Raw genomic sequence first — 19,359 nt, forward strand, 5'->3', positions numbered from 1 at the left:
TCAACGGTTCGGGACGACTCTTCAGGGAGTCAGGCAAAGATCAACCAGGGAGGACCATCAGGCAATTGCACTTCCGCAGGAGTGGTTGACGCCGCCCTCCGATGCCCCTAACGTGACGCGGCACGTTCCCGAAAGATGTCCGAATGTTTCGAGACGGGAGCCGACAACATGATCCGAAGGCCGAGACTACGGCCCCTGCTGACAGCCCTGCTGGCCGTCCTGGCGCCGCTGCTCACCATGCTGACCCTGTCCGCGCCGGCCGCCCACGCGGCCTCCCTGACGGAGGTCACCGGCTTCGGCGCCAACCCGAGCAACCTGCGCATGTACGTCTACCGGCCGGACAGCGCACCGGCCCGCCCCGCGGTCCTGGTGGCCGTGCACTACTGCACCGGTTCCGGTCCGGCCTTCTACTCCGGCACCGAGTTCGCCTCGCTGGCCGACCGGTACGGCTTCCTCGTGATCTACCCTTCGGTGACCCGCAGCGGCGGCTGCTTCGACGTCTCCTCTCCGCAGGCGCTCAAGCGCGGCGGCGGCAGCGACCCGGTCGGCATCGTGTCGATGGTCACCTACGCCGAGCAGCACTACGGCGCCGATCCGAACCGCGTCTACGTCACCGGCGCCTCGTCGGGCGCGATGATGACCAACGTCCTGCTCGGCGACTACCCCGACGTCTTCAAGGCCGGAGCCGCCTTCTCAGGCGTACCCTTCGGCTGCTTCGCCACGACCGACGGCTCCGGCTGGAACAGCGCCTGCGCCAACGGAACCGTGACGAGGACACCCCAGCAGTGGGGCGACCTGGTCCGCGGCGCCTACCCGGGGTACAGCGGGCCCCGGCCCCGGATGCAGCTGTGGCACGGCACCGAGGACACCACGTTGCGCTACCCGAACTTCGGCGAAGAGATCAAGCAGTGGACCAACGTCCTCGGCGTGAGCCAGACGCCCGCGTCCACCGACCATCCGCAGTCCACCTGGACCCGCACCCGCTACGGCGGCACCGGCACCCAGGCCCCCGTCGAGGCCATCAGCATCCAGGGCACCGGGCACACCCTGCCGGCCGCGGGCATGGCCGCGCGCGCCATCTCCTTCTTCGGGCTGGACTCCGGGACCACCCAGCCGCCGACCGAGCCGCCCACACCCCCGGCCGGCGCCTGCCGGGTGACGTACTCGACCAGCACCTGGAACACCGGGCTGACGGCCTCGATTACCGTGACCAACACGGGCACCGCGCCGGTCGACGGATGGGCGCTGACGTTCACCCTGCCGGCCGGACAGGTCATCACCTCCGGCTGGAACGCCCGGTTCACACCCTCCAGCGGCGCCGTGAGCGCGCGGAACGCCGCCTACAACGCCACCCTGGCCCCCGGTGCCTCGACCACCCTGGGTTTCCAGGCCACCCACACCGGCGACACCTCCGCCCCGGCGTCCTTCAGCCTCAACGGAGCGACCTGCGCCACCAGTTGACGTACCGCTCCGGCCGGGCAGGCGGGTGACGCGCCCGTACGTCACCCGCCTGCCCGGACCGTCCTCCCGCCCGGGGCGGGGCCGGACCGGTGATGCACCGTGGCCGCCGCCGTGTCCACGGATCACCCACCCGTCACTCCATCAGGGCGCCTGCGCCCGACAGCCTCCGCAGCGCCGCGACGACTCGTAGAGTCGGCCCAGTCGACGGCGAGGAGACACGATGTTCCACGACATGACCGAACTGGTGCGTATCGGCCGTGTGCTGGAGGAGGCACATTCCCTGCTGGCGGGCGAACGGAAACGGCTGGAGCGGCAGTACGGGCCGACACGGTACGACGCCGTCGCGGGCAGCCCGGCGCAGACGCTGCACGGTGCCGCGGACCTAGCCGGGGCCATGTCCACGGCGCTCAAGCAGGTCGCCCTGGCCGTCGGCTACTCCGTCCTCGGCCTGGACGACCGAGCCGAGCGCACGCTCAAAGTGGCGCGGATGAAACCCGTGTCGTTCCCGTCCGGCGCGGACCGCATGGCGCGTCCGCTCGGCGAGGCCACCGTACGGGCGATGGAACTGGTCCGAGACCTCGGTTTCTTCGACGAGGAGACCGCGATCGCGGTCGACGTGGCCCTCGCGGCCCCGCAGGCGACGTATCCCCCGGCCGACTGGGACGCGTACACCCGCGAGCAGCTCGACCGGTCCGAACCTCAGTGACCATCCCGCCCCGGCCCTCGGCCGGGCCCACTCGGACACGGCAGCGACCCTGCCGGACTTGAGGGGAGGGGACGGTCAACGGGCGACGCCGACCAGGCCCGGCGCCGGCACGCTCACCTGGATCATGCCCTCGGATCCTCCGTCACGGGCACGCACTCGGCGAGCAGGTCGAGGACGTCGCGCCAGGCTCGCCGCGCGTGTCGTGGGTGGTAGCCGACGCCGGGGACCACGGGGTGGTCGACGGGCGGGTGGTGGAAGGCGTGCAAGGCTCCGCCGTAGACCGTGAGGCGCCAGTCGACGCCCGCGGCCTGCATCTCAGCGGTGAACGCCTCCCGTTGCGCGGGCGGCATGATCGGGTCTTCCGACCCGACCCCGGCCCACACCGGGCAGCGAAACCGCGCCGCCTCCCCCGGCCGGCCCGTGGTCGTGGCGTTCACTGTCCCGATCGCACGCAGGCCGACACCGTCGCGCCCCAGTTCCAGCCCGATGGCACCCCCCGTGCCGTAGCCGACGGCGGCGATCCGGTCGGGATCGGTCCGCGGTTCGGCGCGCAACACGTCGAGCGCCGCATGACCGATGCCCCGCATCCGGTCGGGATCAGCGAGCAGCGGCAGGCAACGGGCCAGCATCTCCTCGGGGTCACCCACATAGCGCCCGCCGTGCAGATCGAAGGCCAACGCCACATATCCCAGCTCGGCGAGCGCGTCGGCCCGGCGGCGTTCGACGTCGCTGAGCCCCATGCCCTCCGGACCGAGCAGCACCGCGGGCCGGCGGTCGACACCGGCCGGGAGCGCGAGGTACCCGATCATCGTCAAACCGTCGGCCGGATACTCCACCGTACGCGTCGTAATCGTCGTCATGGGACCGGACTGTAGTGATCGTCGAGCTCGGTCCGGCCGGTGTTCTGCCGCCGGCAGAACACCGCGGGAATCCCTCTACGCCGTGGGCGACGGGCGCTCAGGGCTTCGAGATCACCCCGGGGGTGCCGTGGGGAACCGGTCGGCGTCCGGGCGGCGCTAGGAAGGCTTCGCGGCCGTCTCGCGCTGCCGCCGGATCGGTTCCCCCACCCGGTGCAGATGCGCCAGAGCCTCACGGTAGGAGTGGATCAGCCCCGTCTCGTGGTACGGCACACCGATCTCGGCGCAGTAGGCGCGCACGACGACCTGGGCCCGGCGCAGATGCGGGGTGGGCATGCTCGGGAAGAGGTGGTGCTCGATCTGGTAGTTGAGACCGCCGAGGAGCACATCGGTGAGCCGACCACCGCGGACGTTGCGGGAGGTGAGGACCTGGCGGCGCAGGAAGTCGGGCCGCTCGTCACCGCTGAACGTGGGCATACCCTTGTGATTCGGGGCGAAGGTGCAGCCCAGGTAGACGCCGAACAGGCACTGGTGCACGGCGAGGAACGCGACCGCCTTGCCGGGCGGGAGCACCAGGAACAGCGCCGAGAGATAGGCGGCGAGGTGCAGGAGGAGCAGTACGGCCTCCAGCGCGCGGTGCTTCATGGACGGCGAGCGCAGCGCCCGCACGCTCGCGACGTGCAGGTTGAAGCCCTCCAGCGTCAGCAGCGGGAAGAACAGCCATGCCTGGTGGCCGCCGATCAGACGCGCCAGGCCCCGGCTGTGGCGTGCCTGGGCGGTGGACCACACCAGGATGTCCGGGGCGACGTCCGGGTCCAGTTCCTCGTGGTTGGGATTGGCGTGGTGGCGGGTGTGCTTGTTCATCCACCAGCCGTAGCTCATGCCGATCCCCAGGTTGCCGAAGAGCCGGCCCCAGGTCCGGCTCGGCCGGCTCCGCCGGAACACCTGGCGGTGCGCCAAGTCGTGGGCGACGAGGGCGGTCTGGCCGTACATCAACGCGAGGAAGGCGGCTACCGCGAGCTGCCACCACGTGTCACCGAGCGCGAGGAAGGCACCCCAGCCCGCCGCCGTCAGCGCGACGACCAGCCCGAGCCGTACCGCGTAGTAACCGGGGCGGCGCCGCATCAGTCCCGCCTCGGTGATACGCCGGGACAGCCGGGAGAAGTCACTTCCGGCTCCGGGCGCAGAAGAGGGGTCGGCGGGTGCCGCGGTCAGGGTCGCGGCTTGCGGGGAAAACGTCATGCCTCCGAGTCTCGGCACGCCCGTCCCCCCGGAACAGCCGGACAGGCACCGTGTCGAAGCGGGGGATTGCCCCAGGGCGGCCCGGGTGGTGCCACCCCCTTCAGCCCCCTGACGTGGGCTTTTCCAGCAAGGGCGGCTGCCCGCCGGCGACCGGTCCGGCCGGCGGCGCCACGGCGGTGCGGCTGCGTGTGCCTGGGCATGTGTCACCGCCGGCCATTAGGGTTCTCCAGCGCAAGGCGAGAACTCGGTTTCCGCTCAGTGGGTGCCGGGCAACGGGAGGACGACGGGGATGGGGTACACGATCCCGGGCTGGCTTGACGAAGTCCTGGACTTCATCGGGATCAACCACCCCGCTGCGCTTCCCCGGTCAGTACGCCGACCCCGAAACCGGCCTGCACTACAACTACTTCCGGCATTACGACCCCGAGACGGCCCGCTACACGAGCCCCGACCCGCTCGGGCTCGGACCGGGTCCCAACCCGGTCGCCTACGTGACCAACCCGCAGTCCGAGCTCGACCCGCTCGGACTCGCCCGGTGCGACGAGAACGAGGTCACCTGGGGCGGCCGTGTCCAGTACGGTCCGCTCGGCCCCGGTAACCGGGCGACCGGCGTCCGTGCCACGCTGGAGCCCGACATGATGGGCGGCAAGACCCGGCCGCGCGTCAACGTACCCGGCTACAAGAAGGGCGGCGCCTGGAACAAGGGCCATCTGATCGGCGCCCAGCTCGGCGGATCGAACCGGGATCCGCGCAACTTCGTCGCGATGCACGCCTACGCCAACAGCCCGGTCATGCGGCAGGTCGAGAACGACGTACGCGCGGCCGTCGACCGAGGCGAGACGATCACGTACAGCGTCACGCCGGTCTACCGCACCAATGATCCGACCGACGTCGTGCCCGTCGGCGTCACCATCGAGGCGCATGGAAACCGCGGCTTTAAGTTCACCCCCCTGGGGTCGAGCTCCCCGACCAATTCGGTCACTATCCTGAACGAACCCCGACCCGAGGAACGCTGATGAACCCCTCCCTCACCCGCCTCACCGAGCTGCTGCCGCCCCCGGACGCGGCCCCCAAGGACTGGGCTGCCGTGGAGGAGCGACTGGGCACCGAGCTGCCGCGGGACTACAAGGAACTGGTCGACACCTACGGCGGCGGCCTGTTCGACGAGAGCATCTGGCTGCTGGAGCCCGGTTGCCCGCGCCCGCGCTACGACCTGATCGCCATGGACGCCCAGTGCCGCGAGTCCCTGCGGCTCCTGTGGGATCGTGGCGAACCCCGCCCCGCCGAACTGGACCAGGAAGGGGCGCGCCTCATCCCGTGGGCCTACGAGGACGAGGGCGGTGAAGTCCTCTACTTCCTGTCCACCCCCGGCCAGGAGCCCGAGAACTGGCCCATTCTGATCAACGAGGGCCGCGGCCCCGAGTGGGAGCGGCACGCCGGTCCCTGCACCTCCTTCCTGTTGGGGCTGCTCACGGGAGAGACCGAGTCGGAATACTTCCCCGACCTGCCCCTGGACGAGCACCTCTTCGAAACCAACGAAGAGATCTTCGCCGACGAGTAGGCACTCCGAGGACCGCCGGCGGCAGGCTCCAGGAATCGGCCGCACACGCCCCGGGCACCGAGGAACGCATCGTCGTGCTGACCGGCGTCGCACGCGTGGGCCCGGTCTCGTCGAGCGCCGGCCTGACGACGGGAGGGATCGCCGTCAGCGCCTGCGGTCACCTCAGGAGCGCTGCTTGAGGTAGTCCTCGACACCCGGTGTCCTGTGCGCGTCCTCGACGCCGACCGTCCCGCCGACCGCCTTGGTGTCCGGCCTCAGGACGTAGGTCGACAGGCTTGCCGGGCGGGACGGGTCGGAGAAGTCCTGCGGGGTGCCGAGACCGGTGTCCGCGTCGGTCTGCGAACGGTGCGCCGCGATCACGTCGGCGCGGGTCAGGCCGCCGGCCGCACACGCCTTCTTCAAGTCCTCCCCCATGAGCTGGGCCGCGTTGTAGCCGGAGAGCACACCGGAGTCGACGGCGGAGTCGGGGTACTTCTTCCGGTAGGCGGTGACCATCGCTTTCACACCGGGCAGGTCGGAGCTCACGCTCGGGGCGGCGCTGACGATGCCGAGCATGGCGACCAGGGCCGGCGCGGCCGGGGTCTTGAGCAGCTGCGGGGCATAGCCCGGCGCGCTGGTGACCACCGGGACCTTCAGTCCGCTCGCGGCGGCGACGCCGGCCAGGGAGGCGGTCTGGGCGGGTCCGGCGCTGATCAGGACCGCCTTGACGCCGGCCTTGGCGAGCGCGGCGACCTGCGCGGACAGGTCGGTGTCAGTCGCCTGGATCTTCTGGCCGACGACCGTGATCCCGGCCTGCTTCGCGGCCCAGGTGGAGCCTTCCAGCGCGTTGTCGCCGTAGTCCCCCTCGAAGTAGACGTGGCCGATCTTGTCGCCCTTCTTGATGTTCTTGACGCGGGTGAGGTAGTCCACGGCGGCGAGCGCGTCGACGTCGTAGGTGGTGCCGAGGACCTGCACGGCGTCCTTGCCGAGCAGGGAGGCGGACCAGGCCTGCGGGAAGGTGAGGATGTCGTCCCGTTCGATGTCGTCGAGGAGGGCGGACATCACCGAGGAGCCGATGACCTGGGGCAGTGCGACGACGTCGGGGGCGAGGTCGGCGTAGGCGGTGACGGCCTTCTGGACGTCGTAGCCGTGATCCTTGACCACGATCTCGATCTTCCGGCGGCAGATCCCGCCCTTGGCGTTGGTCTGCTCGGCCCACAGCCGCTGCGCCTGCACGATGCTTTTGCCGAGGGTGGCGTAGGGGCCCGTCAGGTCGGTGAGGGCGCCGAGTCTGATGGTGTCCGCGGTGACGCCGGGCCCGGTGCGCACACCGTCGGCTCTGGTGTCGCCGCCGTCGCCGCTCTTCGCCTTGGAACTGCAGCCGGTGGCCGCGACGAGCAGGGCCAGGGACAGGGCGAGGGCGGCCCGGGTGGTGCGGTTCCTGACGTTCACGGGGTGTGCTCCTTGGTTCGTACGACGGGTGCGGTGGACGCGGGGTGTCCGGCCGGGCGGCGCCGGATCCGGATCCGGGCGCGCAGCCGGTGCAGGAGTCCGCTCAGCCCGTCGGGGGCGAAGAGCAGGATGAGGACGATGGCGGCGCCGTAGAGGTAGCGGGAGGCCTCGGTGGGGCCGAGGGCATCGCCGGCCGAGCCGGGTGAGGCGACGAGCGGGAGCTGGTCGGCGTACCGGGTCATCAGCAGGGGCAGCGCGGTGACGAAGACCGCGCCGGCGGTGGCGCCGGCCACCGAGCCGAGGCCGCCGATGACGATCATCGCGAGGTAGTCGACGGACAGGGCGAGCCCGAAGTAGTCCGGGACGACCCGGCGGAAGGCGAGTGCCAGCAGGGCGCCGGCCAGGCCCGCGTACATCGAGGACAGGACGAACGCCCCGGCCCGGTAGCGGGCCACGGGTACGCCCATGACGGCGGCGGCGGTCTCGCTGTCGCGCAGCGCCTTCAGAGCGCGGCCGGCCCGGGAGCGCAGCAGGCCGCGCGCGGTGAACCAGGTGCACGCGAACAGGGCCAGGCTCAGGTACCACAGGCGTTCTTCGGCGCCGAACGGTACGCCGAGGACGACGAGTTCGGGGCCGCTCGCGTCGAAGGTGAAGGACCCGACCGCGAGCGGCGGCACGGACAGACCGTTGAACCCTCCGGTGACCGGTTCGGCGCTGACCAGGATGTGGTGGCCGAGGAAGACCAGGGCGAGCGTGGCGACGCCCAGGTAGACGCCGCGCACCCGGCCGGCGACGGGGCTGAACAGTCCGCCGGCCAGCCCGGCCAGCACGACCGCCGCGACCAGGGCGAGCGCGCTGGGCAGTCCGGCGCCCGGCTCCTCGCCGGCCAGCCAGGTGTAGCCGTACGCACCGATCGCGAGGAAGAAGGAGTGGCCGAGGGAGAGTTGGCCGGCGGAGCCGGAGAGCAGGCCCAGTCCGACGGCGCCGATCGCGGCGGCCATCGCGAACAGGCCGATGCGCAGCCAGAACACGTCGAGGTAGAACGGCGGCGCGCACAGGAGCAGGGCCACCAGGAGGATGACGAGGGGCCGGAGCGTGCGGCGCGGGGGGAGGTCAGACACGGGCGGCACCCTTCGCGCCGAAGAGGCCCTGCGGCCGGACGATCAGGACGACGACCATCACCAGGTACGGCGCCACGTCGCCGAACCCGTCGCCGAGCACGTGCAGTTCGGACTGGTACCCGGCGGCGAACGCCTCGGTGAGCCCGATCAGGAGGCTGCCGGCGAGGGCGCCGGCGGGTGAGGCGAGACCGCCGAGGATCGCGGCGGGGAAGGCGGCCAGCGCGATCTGGCCGGTGGTGCGCTCCAGACCGGGGGCGGGGAACGCGGCGAGGAACACGGCGGCCGACGCGGCCAGGGCGCCGGCGAGGCACCAGGCTCCGGTGCGCACCCGGGAGAGCCGGATGCCCATCAGGGCGGCCGCTTCGGCGTCCTCGGCGGCGGCGCGCAGCGACAACCCCCAGGCGGTGTACCGGAACGCGGCGAAGACCGCGCCGATGACCAGGCAGGAGACCACGATCGCGGCGAGCCGGCTGTCGGCGACGGTGACCGGGCCGATCCGGGTCACCGCGTCCGCCCAGGGGTCGCCGAGCGGCAGCAGGTCGCCGCCGATCCGGCGGGACAGGTCGGTGAACAGCAGCACGTCCACGCCGATGGTGACGATGGTCTGCGCGTGGGCGGCGTGCGGGCCGGTGCCGCCGCGCTGGAGCAGCAACCGGTCGACGGCTCCCGCGACCGACGCGGTGACCAGCACCGCCGCGGCGAGCGCGCCGGCGAAGCCGAGGTGGGGGTGCCAGACGGCGGTGAGGTAGCCGCCGAGCAGCAGCAGGGAGCCGTGGGCGAAGTTGAGCACGCCGGAGGCTTTGAAGATGACGACGAAGCCGAGCGCGACCAGGGCGTGGACGGCGCCCAGGGACAGGCCGTTGAGGAGGCTGGTGAGGAAGGCGGTCACGCGGTGTCCTCCCGGTCGTTCGCGGTGCCGAGGTAGGCGCGCAGCACCTGCGGGTGGGCGCGGACCTCGTCGGGTGTGCCCTGGGCGATGAGGCGGCCGAAGTCGAGCACGGTGACCTCGTCGGCGAGGCGCATCACCAGGCCCATGTCGTGTTCGACCAGCAGCACGGACAGGCCGAGCCGGGCGCGGACCTCGGTGACGACCTCGGCGGTCCGGGCCCGCTCCCCCGCGTTCATCCCGGCCACCGGTTCGTCCAGGAGCAGCACCTTGGGTTCCAGGCAGAGCGCGCGGGCGAGTTCGACGCGTTTGCGGTCGCCGTAGGGCAGCAGCGCCACCGGGCGGTCGAAGTGCGGGCCGAGGCCGGTGAGTTCGGCGATCTCCCGTACCTTCTCCAGGTTTTCGCGCTGCTCGCGCACCGCGTACGGCAGGCGCAGCGCCCCGGCGGCGAACCCGGCTCGGGTCAGCGCGTGGCGGCCGACCATCAGGTTGTCGGCGACGGTGCCCTCGGTGGTGACGATGTTCTGGAAGGTGCGGGCCACGCCGAGGGCCGCGATGCGGTGCGGGGCGAGCCGGGTCAGGTCGGTGTCGCCGAGGTGGACGGTGCCGCATGAGGGCCGGTAGAGCCCGGACAGGACGTTGAAACAGGTGGACTTCCCGGCGCCGTTGGGCCCGATGAGGGCGTGCACGGTGCCGGGGGCGACGGTGAGGGAGACACCCTCCAGGGCGGTGAGGCCGGCGAAGCGTACGGTGACGTCACGGACGTGCAGCGGCGGCACACCCTGGCCGGCCGGGGCGCCGTGCGCGGCCGGCGAGGTGCGGGGGGCGGGCGGTGGGGTGCCCTGGGCGACCGGCGGGTTCCGGGGGCTGCTCACGCGGCCCCCCGTCCGGGGGCGTCGGGTTCCTCGCCCAGGTAGAGGCGGCGCACCGCGTCGGTGCGGGCGAGTTCGGCGGCCGGGCCGGACAGCCGTACTTCGCCGACGTCGAGGACATGGGCGTGATCGGCCAGCGACAGGGCCATTCCGGCGTTCTGCTCGACCAGCAGCACACCGGTGCCCCTGGTGTTGATCTCCCGGATCACCTCGACGATCCGCTCGACCATCAACGGCGCGAGTCCGAGGGAGGGTTCGTCGAGCAGGAGCAGGCGCGGCGCGGCCATCAGGGCGCGGCCCATGGCGAGCATCTGCTGCTCGCCGCCGGAGAGCAGCCCGGCCGCCTGCCGGCGGCGTTCGGCCAGCCGGGGGAAGAGCGCGAACACCTCTTCCCTCGCCTGCCGTCGCAGGGCCGGGGCGCGCCGGCCGAGACCCAGGCCGCCGCTGCGCAGGTTCTCGTCGACCGTGAGACTCGCGAACACCCGCCTTCCCTCGGGTACTTGCACGACACCGGCGCGGACCGCGGCGACCGGGTCGCGTCCGTCCAGGACGGTGCCCCCGTAGGCGATACGGCCGCCGGTGACGGCGCCCCGGTGCAGGCGCAGGGTGCCGGACACCGCGCGCAGCAGGGTGGACTTGCCGGCTCCGTTGGCGCCGAGCAGGGCCACCACCTCGCCGGGCGGCACGGTCAGGGTGACGTCGCGCAGGGCCGACACGGCACGTCCGTAGGTCACGTCAAGGTGCTCCACGGTCAGAGCCGGCCGGTCGTCGTCCAAGGGTGGTGCGGGCATCGCGGCTCCTCGGGTCCGCGCCGGTGCGGCACGGTGCTGGGTACGCAGGACACTGCGGGTAGGGGGTGTGGGGGCATGCGGGCACGGGGGCATGGAGGTATGGGGCACTGCGGGTGTGGGGCACTGGGGTGTGGGGCACACACGACAGCACATCCGGCGGACAGCGGTACAGGCGTCCCGCCCCGCACAGTGCGTCGGCCCAGTACGGGCGGCACGGGGTTGTGCGCGGGCCCAGCGGGGTGAGGCGATGACCTGGGGCAGGTGCCGCGACGCGGCCCGGCAGCGGCAGGCGGGGGCCGGGCCTGGGGACGGCTTGGCGGCGGACAGCGGCTACCGCTCACGCCCCGCCCGCAGGAACCGGTGCGGGACGGCCCGGCGACGGGCGACGGCGGGGACCCTGCGCACGGGCGACGGCGGGCATCCCGCCCACGGCTCTTCGGCTACGGCGTCGTGGGCGCCCCGTGCCGGCGGTCAGCGCCGTGGGAGCCGGCGCGCGGTGAGGGCGAGGCTGATCTCCACCACGTCGGACGGCCGGGCCAGCGAGCGCCCGGTGAGCTGTTCGTAGCGGCGCAGCCGGTTGAGGACGGTGTTGCGATGGCAGTAGAGGCGTTCCCCGGCCCGCTGCGCCGAGCCGTCGCAGGCCAGCCAGGTGGCCAGGGTCTCCACCAGCACCTCCGCGTCGGCCGGTTCGAGACCGGCCAGCGGCCCGAGGACCCGCTCGGTGAGCGACGCGGCGAGTTCCGGCGCGGACACCACCATCGCGGCGGGCAGTTGCTCCGCCAGCCGGACGGTGCCGCCCTCGGCGGGACACAGGCTCAGCGCCAGGTCGGCCTGGGCCCGGGCGTCGCCGATCGCCGCGAGGCCGCGGACCACGTTGCCCACCCCGACCCGGGTGCCCGGCGCGGGCGGCACCACGGGGTCGGGGAGTTCGCCGTCCTCGGTGAGCAGGATGCCGTAGTCCACGTCGGCGCCGGTGTGCCAGTGGGCGCGCGGACCGGCCGGTCGAGGGGGCCGCCCGCCGGCGACCGCGACCACCACGTACCGCCCCTGTTCGGGAAGCTGGAGCGCCTCGGCCGCCTCGGGCAGGTCGGCGATGCGGCTGGTGCCGTCCAGCAGCGCGGCGGCCAGCAGCCGGACCCGGTTCTCGCGCCGCCATGTCATCTGTCTCTCCACCTGCCGGTAGGCGTCGGCCACGAGGGTGCAGTGTTCGTCGACGAAGTTCCACACGTCGGCCGCCACGTGCACGAGCAGCCGGACGTCCTCGGGTGCCGTGCGGGCGGTCTCCTCCACCAGCCCCTGCCACACCATCGACCCGCCGAGCCGGAAGGCGTGCAGCAACGCCTCCAGGGGCAGGCCCTGTTCGGCGCGGGCGACACCGATCCTCCAGGAGCAGCGCCGGGCCGCGTCCGAGGTGCCACGCGGGTCGATCAGCGAGGACACGCTGTGCCGCAGCGAGCGGTGTGCCTCCCGCCACGTGCTGTGCGGGTCCGTCTGGAGCGCCGACCGGTACGCCGGTTCCCGGTCCTGGAGCACCATGAGCAGGCGGTCGGTGAGACTTGTCAGATCCTCCAGGAGGGCCCGGGCGGCCCGGTGCAGCACACCGACCGCCTCGGCGTCGATGAGTGAGCGCGTCCGTGGCGGCTTGGGCCGGGGTACGACCGTCGGGCCGGGACGGAGCGCCGTCGGTGTCCACAGGGCTTGGTGCATCGCGGTCATCCCCCGGAGTCGGCTCGGCGGCGGCGCGCGCGGACTCCTCGGCGGCCCAGGCGGGCCGCTGTGTCCGTGCGGTGGCTGCCGCCCGTCTGGTCCTGCCCCGAAGAATGGCATACCGTCCGGTCGGTCAATAGGGTTGTGCATCGTCTTTTCCCGGCTCGGGAACGCGGCACATACCGTCGAGAGCCCGGTGCGTGCCCGGGTAGCGCGGGTCTGCCGGTGTCCGGCCGGGGCTGCGGGACTCGTACGCCGCCGGTGCCGCGCGCGAGGTGCCGTACGGGCGGTGGCCGGCGAGGGGTTCCGCGGTCCGTCCGCGCCGGAGCCGCCGGCGTCCGCCGTGCGTGGCGACGGCCCGGACGGGTTCCGGCCGTGCCGGTCGGTGCCGCGGTTTCCCGTGGGCGCGGAGGACGCCGTACGGCAGAAGGGCACCGGACCTGCGAGCGGCGTGCCCTGGGCGCGTGGGCGGGCGGCGCCGGTTCTCAGGGCCTCGCCGAAGGCCGCGCCCCCGAAGTGACCGGCACACCACCGGTTTCCTCAGGGGAGCGGCCGGGACCCGTCAGGTCAGCGGACCGAGACGGGAAGCGGGGCAACCGGGCTGACGGGCGGGCTGAGCCGGTCGGCTCCCGGGGGTACGGGCACGGCGGCGAACGCGGCGTCCTGCCGGGCCTGCAGCTCCTTCTTCCGGGCCGGTGGGGTGGAGGGCAGGCGCTGCTCCTCGTACAGCAGGTGGGTGACCTCCTGGGCGTGCTTGCTGGCGGGGGTGTGGAACTGGATCTCGAAGAGCTGCCCGGAGCGCGGGGCGCGCCAGCCGGTGTTGAGGCCCTTGTAACCGCTGCTCCGGCCCCAGGTGTTGGACCACTTGACGGTGTCGTTGCCCCAGGCGGACAGAACGGCGGACGCGTCGGCGACGCCGTCGGTGTAGGCGCCGTCCGGCCACTGGAGGGTGTAGCGGACGGCGTCGCTCAGCCTGGCCAGGACCGTGTCCACGTTCTGCCCGGGGTGTTCCTTGAGGGAGGTGGCGACCTTCCGCTTGAGGGAGTCGGGCGACTTCAGGCGGTGTTCGAAGCCGACCAGTTCCGCGCCCGACACGAGGGCGGCGGCGCGCACGTCCACGGTGATCGACCGCTCGGCCTCCTTCGTCCGGTCGACATAGGTGTCCACCTTGGCGTTGTCGGCGGCGTTCAGCGTGAGCCCGCCCTCCCCCTTCCAGCCGCCGGGGTCCCCGGGGGCGGCCGCCGCCGGCCCGGCACCGAGGGCCAGCGCGGTGGCGAGCGCCGCCGTGAGCAGGCCCCGGCCGAGGGTGGGGGTGGTGGTCGTGCTGGTTGTCATGGATTGTGCCTTCGCGTCGCTGAGATGACCTTGCGCAAGTCACAACCGGCCCGGCGCCCGGCCGGTTACTGTCCCAGCCCGGTGGAAGGCCGGAGCAGACGGCCTCCTCGGCGCGCGTGCCCCCGAAGCTCACGTGAGGGACGTGAAGTCGGGCAGGGTGAGGGCGGAGTGGGCCGGCAGTCCCTCCCCGGGGGGCGTGGCCCCGAGAGTGCGCAGCATGTCGTTGCGCTGTTCCAAGGCCCGGGCCGTGGTGGGGAAGAGGGCGGCCTCGCCCTCGCCGACCTGCTCCTGGTTCACGGTCACGAACTCACGGGTGTGCTGTTCGTAGGCGGCGAAGCCCGCGGCGTGATCCCGGCCGGCCAGGGAACCGGCGAGCATGTACGCGCCGACGAGCGCGAGGCTGGTGCCCTGTCCGGTGAGGAACGAGGGTGCGTACGCGGCGTCGCCCACCAGCGCGACCCTGCCGCTGGACCAGCGGGGCATACGGATCTGGCTGACCCCGTCGAAGAACACGTCGTCCGCGTCGCGCATGGCGGCGAGCATGCCCGGCACCTCCCATCCCGCGTCGGCGAACACCCCGGCCACCAGGTCCCGTTGGGCCTGCGGATTCCGGAACACGTCCAACGGCGGTTCCGGGTGGGCGAAGTTGAGGAAGGCGTGCACTTCGTCGCCGTCCCCCACGGCGTAGAGCGCCGCGGCCTTGCCGGGGACGTTCCACATCACGACCTCGTGGGAGAGCCCGAGGGTGTTGCGCAGGGTGAACACGGCGAAGCAGTAGCCGAGGTACCGCTGGAACCGCTCTTCGGGGCCGAACAGGAGCTCCCGGGTGCGTGAGTGCAGGCCGTCGGCACCGAACACCATGTCGAACGTACGCCGGGCACCTCCGCGGAAGGTGACGTCGACCCCGTGGCCGGTCTGGTCGAGGGTGTCGATGGAGTCGTCGAACAGGAACTCCACGTCGTCACGGACCGCCGTGTAAAGGGCCTCGGTCAGATCCCCGCGCGGCACCTCCAGGTCCCGTCCGGCGACACCGCCGGTGACGGTGTGCGGGTCGACCGTGGCCACTTCGCGGCCGTCTCCGTCGAGGAAGGTCAGCCGGCGCAGGTCGACGTGCGCGTCCCGCAGTCGCGGCAGGATTCCCATCCTGCGGACGACCTCAAGTGCGGGGCCGCGCACGTCGACGGGGTAACCACCGTCACGAAGCGCGCTCGCCTTCTCGACCAGCGTGACCGCGAATCCATGGCGGTTCAGCCAGAACGCGAGGGCGGGCCCCCCGATGCCGCCCCCGGATATCAGGACCTTGCGCCTCACAGGGGTACGGATGTCCCTCGACAGGCCGGTGTGGCTCGTTCGTTGGCTCATACCTTGGCTCCTTCACTCATGGTCGTCTTCTTTGCTCATCGTCCGGGCGACCGGCAGGGACAGGGCCGTGACGGCGCCGGCTATGACGAAACCGGTGACGAAGGCCGATTCGGCGGGGACATCCGACCCGGAGGGGGTCCCGGCGGTGAGGAGCGCGCCACCGAGCTGCGCCCCCACGGCGAAGCCGATCACACGGGTCACCAGGACCAGGCCGGTGGCGATGCCGGTGTCACCTCGGCCGACGGATGTGGCGGTGCTGGTCACCATCGCCGTGACGCACAGGCCGTTGGCGAACGCGATCATCATCTTGCCGATGACGAGGTGCCAGACCTCGCTGTGCGCGGCCGCCAGGGCGATCAGGGCGGCGGCCATGACGACGACCCCGGCGGTGACCACGGCACGCGAGCCGAAACGCCGCACCCCGATCCCGCTGATCGGGCCGGCCAGCGACGCGGCCACGGCGCCGGGCAGCAGGTACAAGCCGATCTCGGTGGCGCCGGCCCCGAATCCGTACGCCCCGGAAGGCACCGCGAACAGCTGCGGGACGAGATAGACCGCCACCGAGGTGCCGACGCAGATCACGAACGTCAGCACGGACGACTTCCACACGGCGGGCCGCGCCAGCATGCGCAGGTCGACCATCGGCGAGGCCGAGCGGCGCTCGGCGGCCGTCCAGCCGGTCGCGAAGCCGGCCAGGAGCACGACGAGGGCGCCGAGCACGAGTGGCCGGTCGCCGATCTCGGGCGCCAGCGCGAGGACGAGCATGAGCGTGCCCAGCGTCCCGCTCAAGAGGACCAGCCCGGGCCAGTCGACTCCGGCGTGGTCCGACCGGACCGGCCGATCGTGCGGCATCAGCCCGTTGACCAGCATGGTGGCCGCGATGACCGCGATCGTCGGCAGCGCGAACATCCAGTGCCGGGACAGTCCTTCCGCCACGGGTCCGGCCGACAGCGTGCCCGCCATCCCGCCCCCCACGAACAGTCCGCCGACCACGCCGATGGCCACCTTCGACGCCTCCTCGGGGAGGTGTTCGCGCACCAGGATGAACGACAGGGGCAGTGCCCCCACCATCGCCCCCTGTAGCACCTGACCGATCAGCAGCACCGGCAGGTTCGGCGCCAGGGCGGACACCAGACCACCGGCCGAGACTACCGCCATCAGCCGGACCAGGACCCGTTTCCCGCCGTAGCGGTCGCCTAACCTGCCCGCGATCGGCGTGACGAGCGCGCCGGTGATGAGGAGCACGATGCTGAGCAACGCGCCTTCGGCGGGGCTCATGTCCAGCTCGCGTTGCAGAAGGGGAAGCGTCGGCGTCACCACCGACTCCAGGGCGCCGGTGGCCACCGCCAGCGTGCCGAGGGCCCCGACAGCGGCCTTCCCGATGCGGACCGAGGGAACCGTAATCGCCGTCATGGACGTTCCTTTCCGTCACTGCCGGGCGGGCAGGGGCCGGTGGTACGCGCGGCCCTGCCGCCATGCCGGAACCGGCGCGGAACAGCGGCCGGTTCACGCGGGGCGCGGGCGCTTCGTGGACAGGCCGAGGCCTCCGCCGAGAACTACACTACACCGTGCAGTGTAGAAAGGATACGATGTGCCCATGCCGACCACGAAGACGCCGACCACGAAGCCCCTGCGCGAGGGGTCCGCGCGAAAACGGGCCGCCATCCTCTCGGCGGCCCGGGAACTGTTCCTCGCCGACGGCTTCGACCGGACCAGCGTCGACGCGGTCGCCGCCCGGGCCAAGGTCTCCAAGCGGACGGTCTACGACTACTTCGGCGACAAGCAGACACTGCTGCGAGCGGTCGTCGACGCCATCGGCGAGTCGATGATCTCCATGATCCGGCGCACCCTCGACGACACCCTCGACGACCACACCGAGGCCGCCGGCCTTGAGGACGCCCTGGTCGCGTTCTCTATGCGCATCGCGACCGACATGCTCGGCTCGGCGGAGTACGCGACGCTGCGACGACTGGTCCGGGCGGAATCCGATCACCTGCCGCATCAGGGCTACAACTCCATGGCCGACACCCCCGAGGAGGCGATCGCCGAGCGGTTCGCCGCCTTCGCCGCGGCCGGGCTGCTCGACGTCCCCGACCCCCGGCTCGCGGCCGACCAGTTCATCGCACTGACCTTCGGCGTCGCGCTGGACAGGCTCGGTTCCGCGAACGCCGCGGAGGACACCCGGGTCCGGCCGCTCATCGTCGAGGGAGTGCGGACCTTTCTCCGGGCGTACCGGACCGTGTAGGCCTGGGGCAGCACGAAAGAACAGTGCGCCGCCAGGCCCCGTTTCCTCCCCCTTCTCTTCCGGAACGCCCCAGGGAGTGCGCTGTCGGCGGACTCAGCGCCTGACGTGCACCGTGGCCGACGCCGTCGCGCTCGTGTGCAGGCCGTCGCCCGGCCAGCTCACGGTGTAGGTCACCTCGCGCCGGGCGCGCGGCAGGTCGTCGATGGTGAAGGTGCCGTCGGCGGCTACGGTCACCGACGACAGGGTGCCGGTGCCGAGCCGGTCCGTGCGCTTGACGGTGAGCGTGGCCCGCTCGGGCAGGGCCTTGCCCTGTGCGGTGAACGTCCCGGTGAGGTGGACGCCCCCGCTCATGGTGGCCTCTTCCGGCCCGGCCAGCGTGATCGAGGCCGGTGCCTTGCCGACCGTCACGGTGTGGGTGACATCGGTGGCGGGACGGTGGGTCAGGTCGCCGAGGAACGACACCCTGTACGTGGCCTCACCGACCAGGTCGGGCTCGTCCAGCACGGTGAAGGTGCCGTCCTCCTTGACGGTCGCCGTGCCGAGCTGATGGGTGCCGTTCGCGTCCTCGCGCACGGCGGTCACCTTCAGCGGCTGGGCGGGCACGGGCCCGTCCCACTCCAGCCGGCCACGCACCGACAGCGGCTCACCCGCGACGGCTCCGGAGGGGCTGTGGGTGAGGTCGCCGGCGAAACGGGTGTCGTACTGGACGGCCGGAGGCTGGATGACGTGCAGCCAGTACTCGTAGCCGCTGCCGCCCCGGGTGACCGCGAAGAGCCGGGAGCCGTCCTGGGACCAGGCCAGGCCCCGCGGAGCGACGCTGTTCCCGTCGAGACTGCCCGCGAAGACGAACTCCAGCGGCGGGGTGCCGTCGGCGGGGTCGGCGCTCTGCACCAGCAGGTCCGGTGTGCTGCCGGCGGCCTGGGCGCCCCGGGCGATGTACGTTCCGTCGCCGCTGAAGGCGACCGCGGTGGACGTCGCGCCGGCGGGCAGCGCCTGGTACTGGCCGGACGCGTCCGACAGATCGCCGGAGTTCAGCAGCCGGGTGCCGGCGGCGGCGTCGGCCACGGCCACCCTGGTGCCGTCCGCGCTCGCCGCCATGTCCTTCAGGTCGAGGGCGCCCTTGCCCTCGCCGTCCGCGAACCGGCGGGAGGCGTCCCGCAGCGGGTTGGCGCCGCCGACGTCGAACGAGGCGAGGAACGGGTTCGCCGCACCGCTCTCCTTGGGCTGGCCCATGAGGAGACGGTTCTGCCCGCGCGCCCCGGGCGCCAGCTGGAGCCGGCCGACGTCGTTCCAGCCGGTCGAGTTGACCGTGCCGTCGGCGAGCATGTTCAGGGCTGTGGAGGCCGTGGCGCACTGGTAGTCCTGATAGACGTAGGCGCTGGTGCTCCACACCCTGCTCCCGGCGAAGACGAGTTGCCGGCCGCAGGTGTCGTACGTGGCGCCGTACGCGCCGTTCTGCTGGAACGTGCCGGTGTCGTAGGTGACGACGCGCCCGCGTTCGCCCACGTACAGCGTCGCGGAATCCTCGCTGAGCGCCACGCCCGAGACCGCGTACTGGTGCTGGAGCGTGGCGAGTTTCCGGCCCTGGAAATCGTAGACCAGTACCGTGCCGTCGGAGTTGGTGTCGCGCTGGTCGGCGATGTAGACGCGCTGGTGCACCGAGTCGACGGCCAGGCCCGAGTACGACGAGATCGGCAGCTTGGCCACGGCCTCGGAGGCCGCCGCGTGGGCCGCGGGCGCGGCGGCGACGGTCAGTCCGGTCCCGGTCAGCATGACGGTGAG

At 72.3% G+C, this 19,359-nt stretch carries 16 protein-coding genes and 1 pseudogene; 5 read left to right on the plus strand and 12 right to left on the minus strand.

Annotated features, from left to right (window positions below):
- Positions 1 to 168: 168 nt before the first annotated feature.
- Together ABD350_RS12135 and ABD350_RS12140 are read left to right on the plus strand one after the other, a co-directional pair.
- The gene (locus ABD350_RS12135) at positions 169 to 1,461 is read left to right on the plus strand and encodes an extracellular catalytic domain type 1 short-chain-length polyhydroxyalkanoate depolymerase (protein WP_344347948.1); all 1,293 of its coding nucleotides are present in this window, start codon (positions 169 to 171) and stop codon (positions 1,459 to 1,461) included.
- Positions 1,462 to 1,681: 220 nt separating this feature from the next.
- On the plus strand, positions 1,682 to 2,167 hold the full coding sequence (locus ABD350_RS12140; RefSeq protein ID WP_344347949.1) for a hypothetical protein: 486 nt from the start codon (positions 1,682 to 1,684) through the stop codon (positions 2,165 to 2,167).
- 122 nt (positions 2,168 to 2,289) lie between these two features.
- Here the strand turns inward: ABD350_RS12140 and ABD350_RS12145 are convergent, their stop codons facing one another.
- The gene (locus ABD350_RS12145) at positions 2,290 to 3,027 is read right to left on the minus strand and encodes a dienelactone hydrolase family protein (RefSeq protein WP_344347950.1); all 738 of its coding nucleotides are present in this window, start codon (positions 3,025 to 3,027) and stop codon (positions 2,290 to 2,292) included.
- A gap of 156 nt (positions 3,028 to 3,183) precedes the next feature.
- Positions 3,184 to 4,266, minus strand: a complete 1,083-nt coding sequence (locus ABD350_RS12150; RefSeq protein ID WP_344347951.1) for a fatty acid desaturase family protein — start codon at positions 4,264 to 4,266, stop codon at positions 3,184 to 3,186.
- Positions 4,267 to 4,544: 278 nt separating this feature from the next.
- Between ABD350_RS12150 and ABD350_RS12155 the strand changes: the two are divergent.
- A pseudogene (locus ABD350_RS12155) lies at positions 4,545 to 5,282 on the plus strand (RHS repeat-associated core domain-containing protein); the annotation flags it as partial.
- Complete coding sequence (locus ABD350_RS12160) at positions 5,282 to 5,827, plus strand: SMI1/KNR4 family protein (RefSeq protein ID WP_344347952.1); 546 nt, start codon at positions 5,282 to 5,284, stop codon at positions 5,825 to 5,827. The pseudogene ABD350_RS12155 and the gene ABD350_RS12160, both read left to right, overlap by 1 nt.
- 162 nt (positions 5,828 to 5,989) lie before the next feature.
- Here ABD350_RS12160 and ABD350_RS12165 read toward each other — a convergent pair whose 3' ends face one another.
- The 9 genes from ABD350_RS12165 to ABD350_RS12205 form a co-directional block, all read right to left on the minus strand.
- Complete coding sequence (locus tag ABD350_RS12165; protein WP_344347953.1) at positions 5,990 to 7,258, minus strand: ABC transporter substrate-binding protein; 1,269 nt, start codon at positions 7,256 to 7,258, stop codon at positions 5,990 to 5,992.
- Positions 7,255 to 8,379 carry a branched-chain amino acid ABC transporter permease gene (locus ABD350_RS12170; protein ID WP_344347954.1) on the minus strand — a complete coding sequence of 375 codons (1,125 nt, stop codon included), beginning with the start codon at positions 8,377 to 8,379 and terminating at the stop codon, positions 7,255 to 7,257. Before ABD350_RS12170 ends, ABD350_RS12165 begins: the two co-directional genes overlap by 4 nt.
- Positions 8,372 to 9,268 carry a branched-chain amino acid ABC transporter permease gene (locus ABD350_RS12175; RefSeq protein ID WP_344347955.1) on the minus strand — a complete coding sequence of 299 codons (897 nt, stop codon included), beginning with the start codon at positions 9,266 to 9,268 and terminating at the stop codon, positions 8,372 to 8,374. The genes ABD350_RS12170 and ABD350_RS12175 overlap by 8 nt, the downstream gene beginning before the upstream one ends.
- Positions 9,265 to 10,044: an ABC transporter ATP-binding protein gene (locus tag ABD350_RS12180; protein WP_344348260.1), complete on the minus strand. Its 780-nt coding sequence runs from the start codon at positions 10,042 to 10,044 to the stop codon at positions 9,265 to 9,267. Before ABD350_RS12180 ends, ABD350_RS12175 begins: the two co-directional genes overlap by 4 nt.
- A gap of 92 nt (positions 10,045 to 10,136) precedes the next feature.
- On the minus strand, positions 10,137 to 10,928 hold the full coding sequence (locus tag ABD350_RS12185) for an ABC transporter ATP-binding protein (RefSeq protein WP_344347956.1): 792 nt from the start codon (positions 10,926 to 10,928) through the stop codon (positions 10,137 to 10,139).
- Between the two features lie 471 nt (positions 10,929 to 11,399).
- The gene (locus ABD350_RS12190) at positions 11,400 to 12,635 is read right to left on the minus strand and encodes a PucR family transcriptional regulator (RefSeq protein WP_344347957.1); all 1,236 of its coding nucleotides are present in this window, start codon (positions 12,633 to 12,635) and stop codon (positions 11,400 to 11,402) included.
- Positions 12,636 to 13,202: 567 nt separating this feature from the next.
- The gene (locus ABD350_RS12195) at positions 13,203 to 13,970 is read right to left on the minus strand and encodes an ATP nucleotide 3'-pyrophosphokinase (protein WP_344347958.1); all 768 of its coding nucleotides are present in this window, start codon (positions 13,968 to 13,970) and stop codon (positions 13,203 to 13,205) included.
- A 129-nt stretch (positions 13,971 to 14,099) separates the two neighbouring features.
- Positions 14,100 to 15,332 carry an FAD-dependent monooxygenase gene (locus ABD350_RS12200; RefSeq protein ID WP_344347959.1) on the minus strand — a complete coding sequence of 411 codons (1,233 nt, stop codon included), beginning with the start codon at positions 15,330 to 15,332 and terminating at the stop codon, positions 14,100 to 14,102.
- Positions 15,333 to 15,344: 12 nt separating this feature from the next.
- Entirely contained in the window at positions 15,345 to 16,745 is a 1,401-nt protein-coding gene (locus ABD350_RS12205) for an MFS transporter (RefSeq protein ID WP_344347960.1), read from the minus strand.
- Between the two features lie 184 nt (positions 16,746 to 16,929).
- On the opposite strand from ABD350_RS12205, the gene ABD350_RS12210 reads away from it, so the two are divergent.
- Positions 16,930 to 17,577, plus strand: coding sequence for a TetR/AcrR family transcriptional regulator (locus tag ABD350_RS12210; protein ID WP_344347961.1), 648 nt, complete (start codon positions 16,930 to 16,932; stop codon positions 17,575 to 17,577).
- 93 nt (positions 17,578 to 17,670) lie between these two features.
- Here ABD350_RS12210 and ABD350_RS12215 read toward each other — a convergent pair whose 3' ends face one another.
- Positions 17,671 to 19,350, minus strand: coding sequence for an Ig-like domain repeat protein (locus ABD350_RS12215; protein ID WP_344347962.1), 1,680 nt, complete (start codon positions 19,348 to 19,350; stop codon positions 17,671 to 17,673).
- Positions 19,351 to 19,359 lie beyond the last annotated feature (9 nt).

Source organism: Streptomyces nogalater, assembly GCF_039532885.1.
Classification (GTDB): Bacteria; Actinomycetota; Actinomycetes; order Streptomycetales; family Streptomycetaceae; genus Streptomyces; species Streptomyces nogalater.

What these genes read in the sequence shown, in the direction of transcription:
- ABD350_RS12145 (WP_344347950.1), bottom strand. Translation starts at nt 3,027, where the DNA reads ATGACGACGATTACGACGCGTACGGTGGAGTATCCGGCCGACGGTTTG.
- ABD350_RS12140 (WP_344347949.1), top strand. Translation starts at nt 1,682, where the DNA reads ATGTTCCACGACATGACCGAACTGGTGCGTATCGGCCGTGTGCTGGAG.
- ABD350_RS12190 (WP_344347957.1), bottom strand. Translation starts at nt 12,635, where the DNA reads ATGCACCAAGCCCTGTGGACACCGACGGCGCTCCGTCCCGGCCCGACG.
- ABD350_RS12215 (WP_344347962.1), bottom strand. Translation starts at nt 19,350, where the DNA reads ATGCTGACCGGGACCGGACTGACCGTCGCCGCCGCGCCCGCGGCCCAC.
- ABD350_RS12210 (WP_344347961.1), top strand. Translation starts at nt 16,930, where the DNA reads ATGCCGACCACGAAGACGCCGACCACGAAGCCCCTGCGCGAGGGGTCC.
- ABD350_RS12205 (WP_344347960.1), bottom strand. Translation starts at nt 16,745, where the DNA reads ATGACGGCGATTACGGTTCCCTCGGTCCGCATCGGGAAGGCCGCTGTC.
- ABD350_RS12150 (WP_344347951.1), bottom strand. Translation starts at nt 4,266, where the DNA reads ATGACGTTTTCCCCGCAAGCCGCGACCCTGACCGCGGCACCCGCCGAC.
- ABD350_RS12195 (WP_344347958.1), bottom strand. Translation starts at nt 13,970, where the DNA reads ATGACAACCAGCACGACCACCACCCCCACCCTCGGCCGGGGCCTGCTC.
- ABD350_RS12160 (WP_344347952.1), top strand. Translation starts at nt 5,282, where the DNA reads ATGAACCCCTCCCTCACCCGCCTCACCGAGCTGCTGCCGCCCCCGGAC.
- ABD350_RS12135 (WP_344347948.1), top strand. Translation starts at nt 169, where the DNA reads ATGATCCGAAGGCCGAGACTACGGCCCCTGCTGACAGCCCTGCTGGCC.
- ABD350_RS12200 (WP_344347959.1), bottom strand. Translation starts at nt 15,332, where the DNA reads ATGAGCCAACGAACGAGCCACACCGGCCTGTCGAGGGACATCCGTACC.
- ABD350_RS12185 (WP_344347956.1), bottom strand. Translation starts at nt 10,928, where the DNA reads ATGCCCGCACCACCCTTGGACGACGACCGGCCGGCTCTGACCGTGGAG.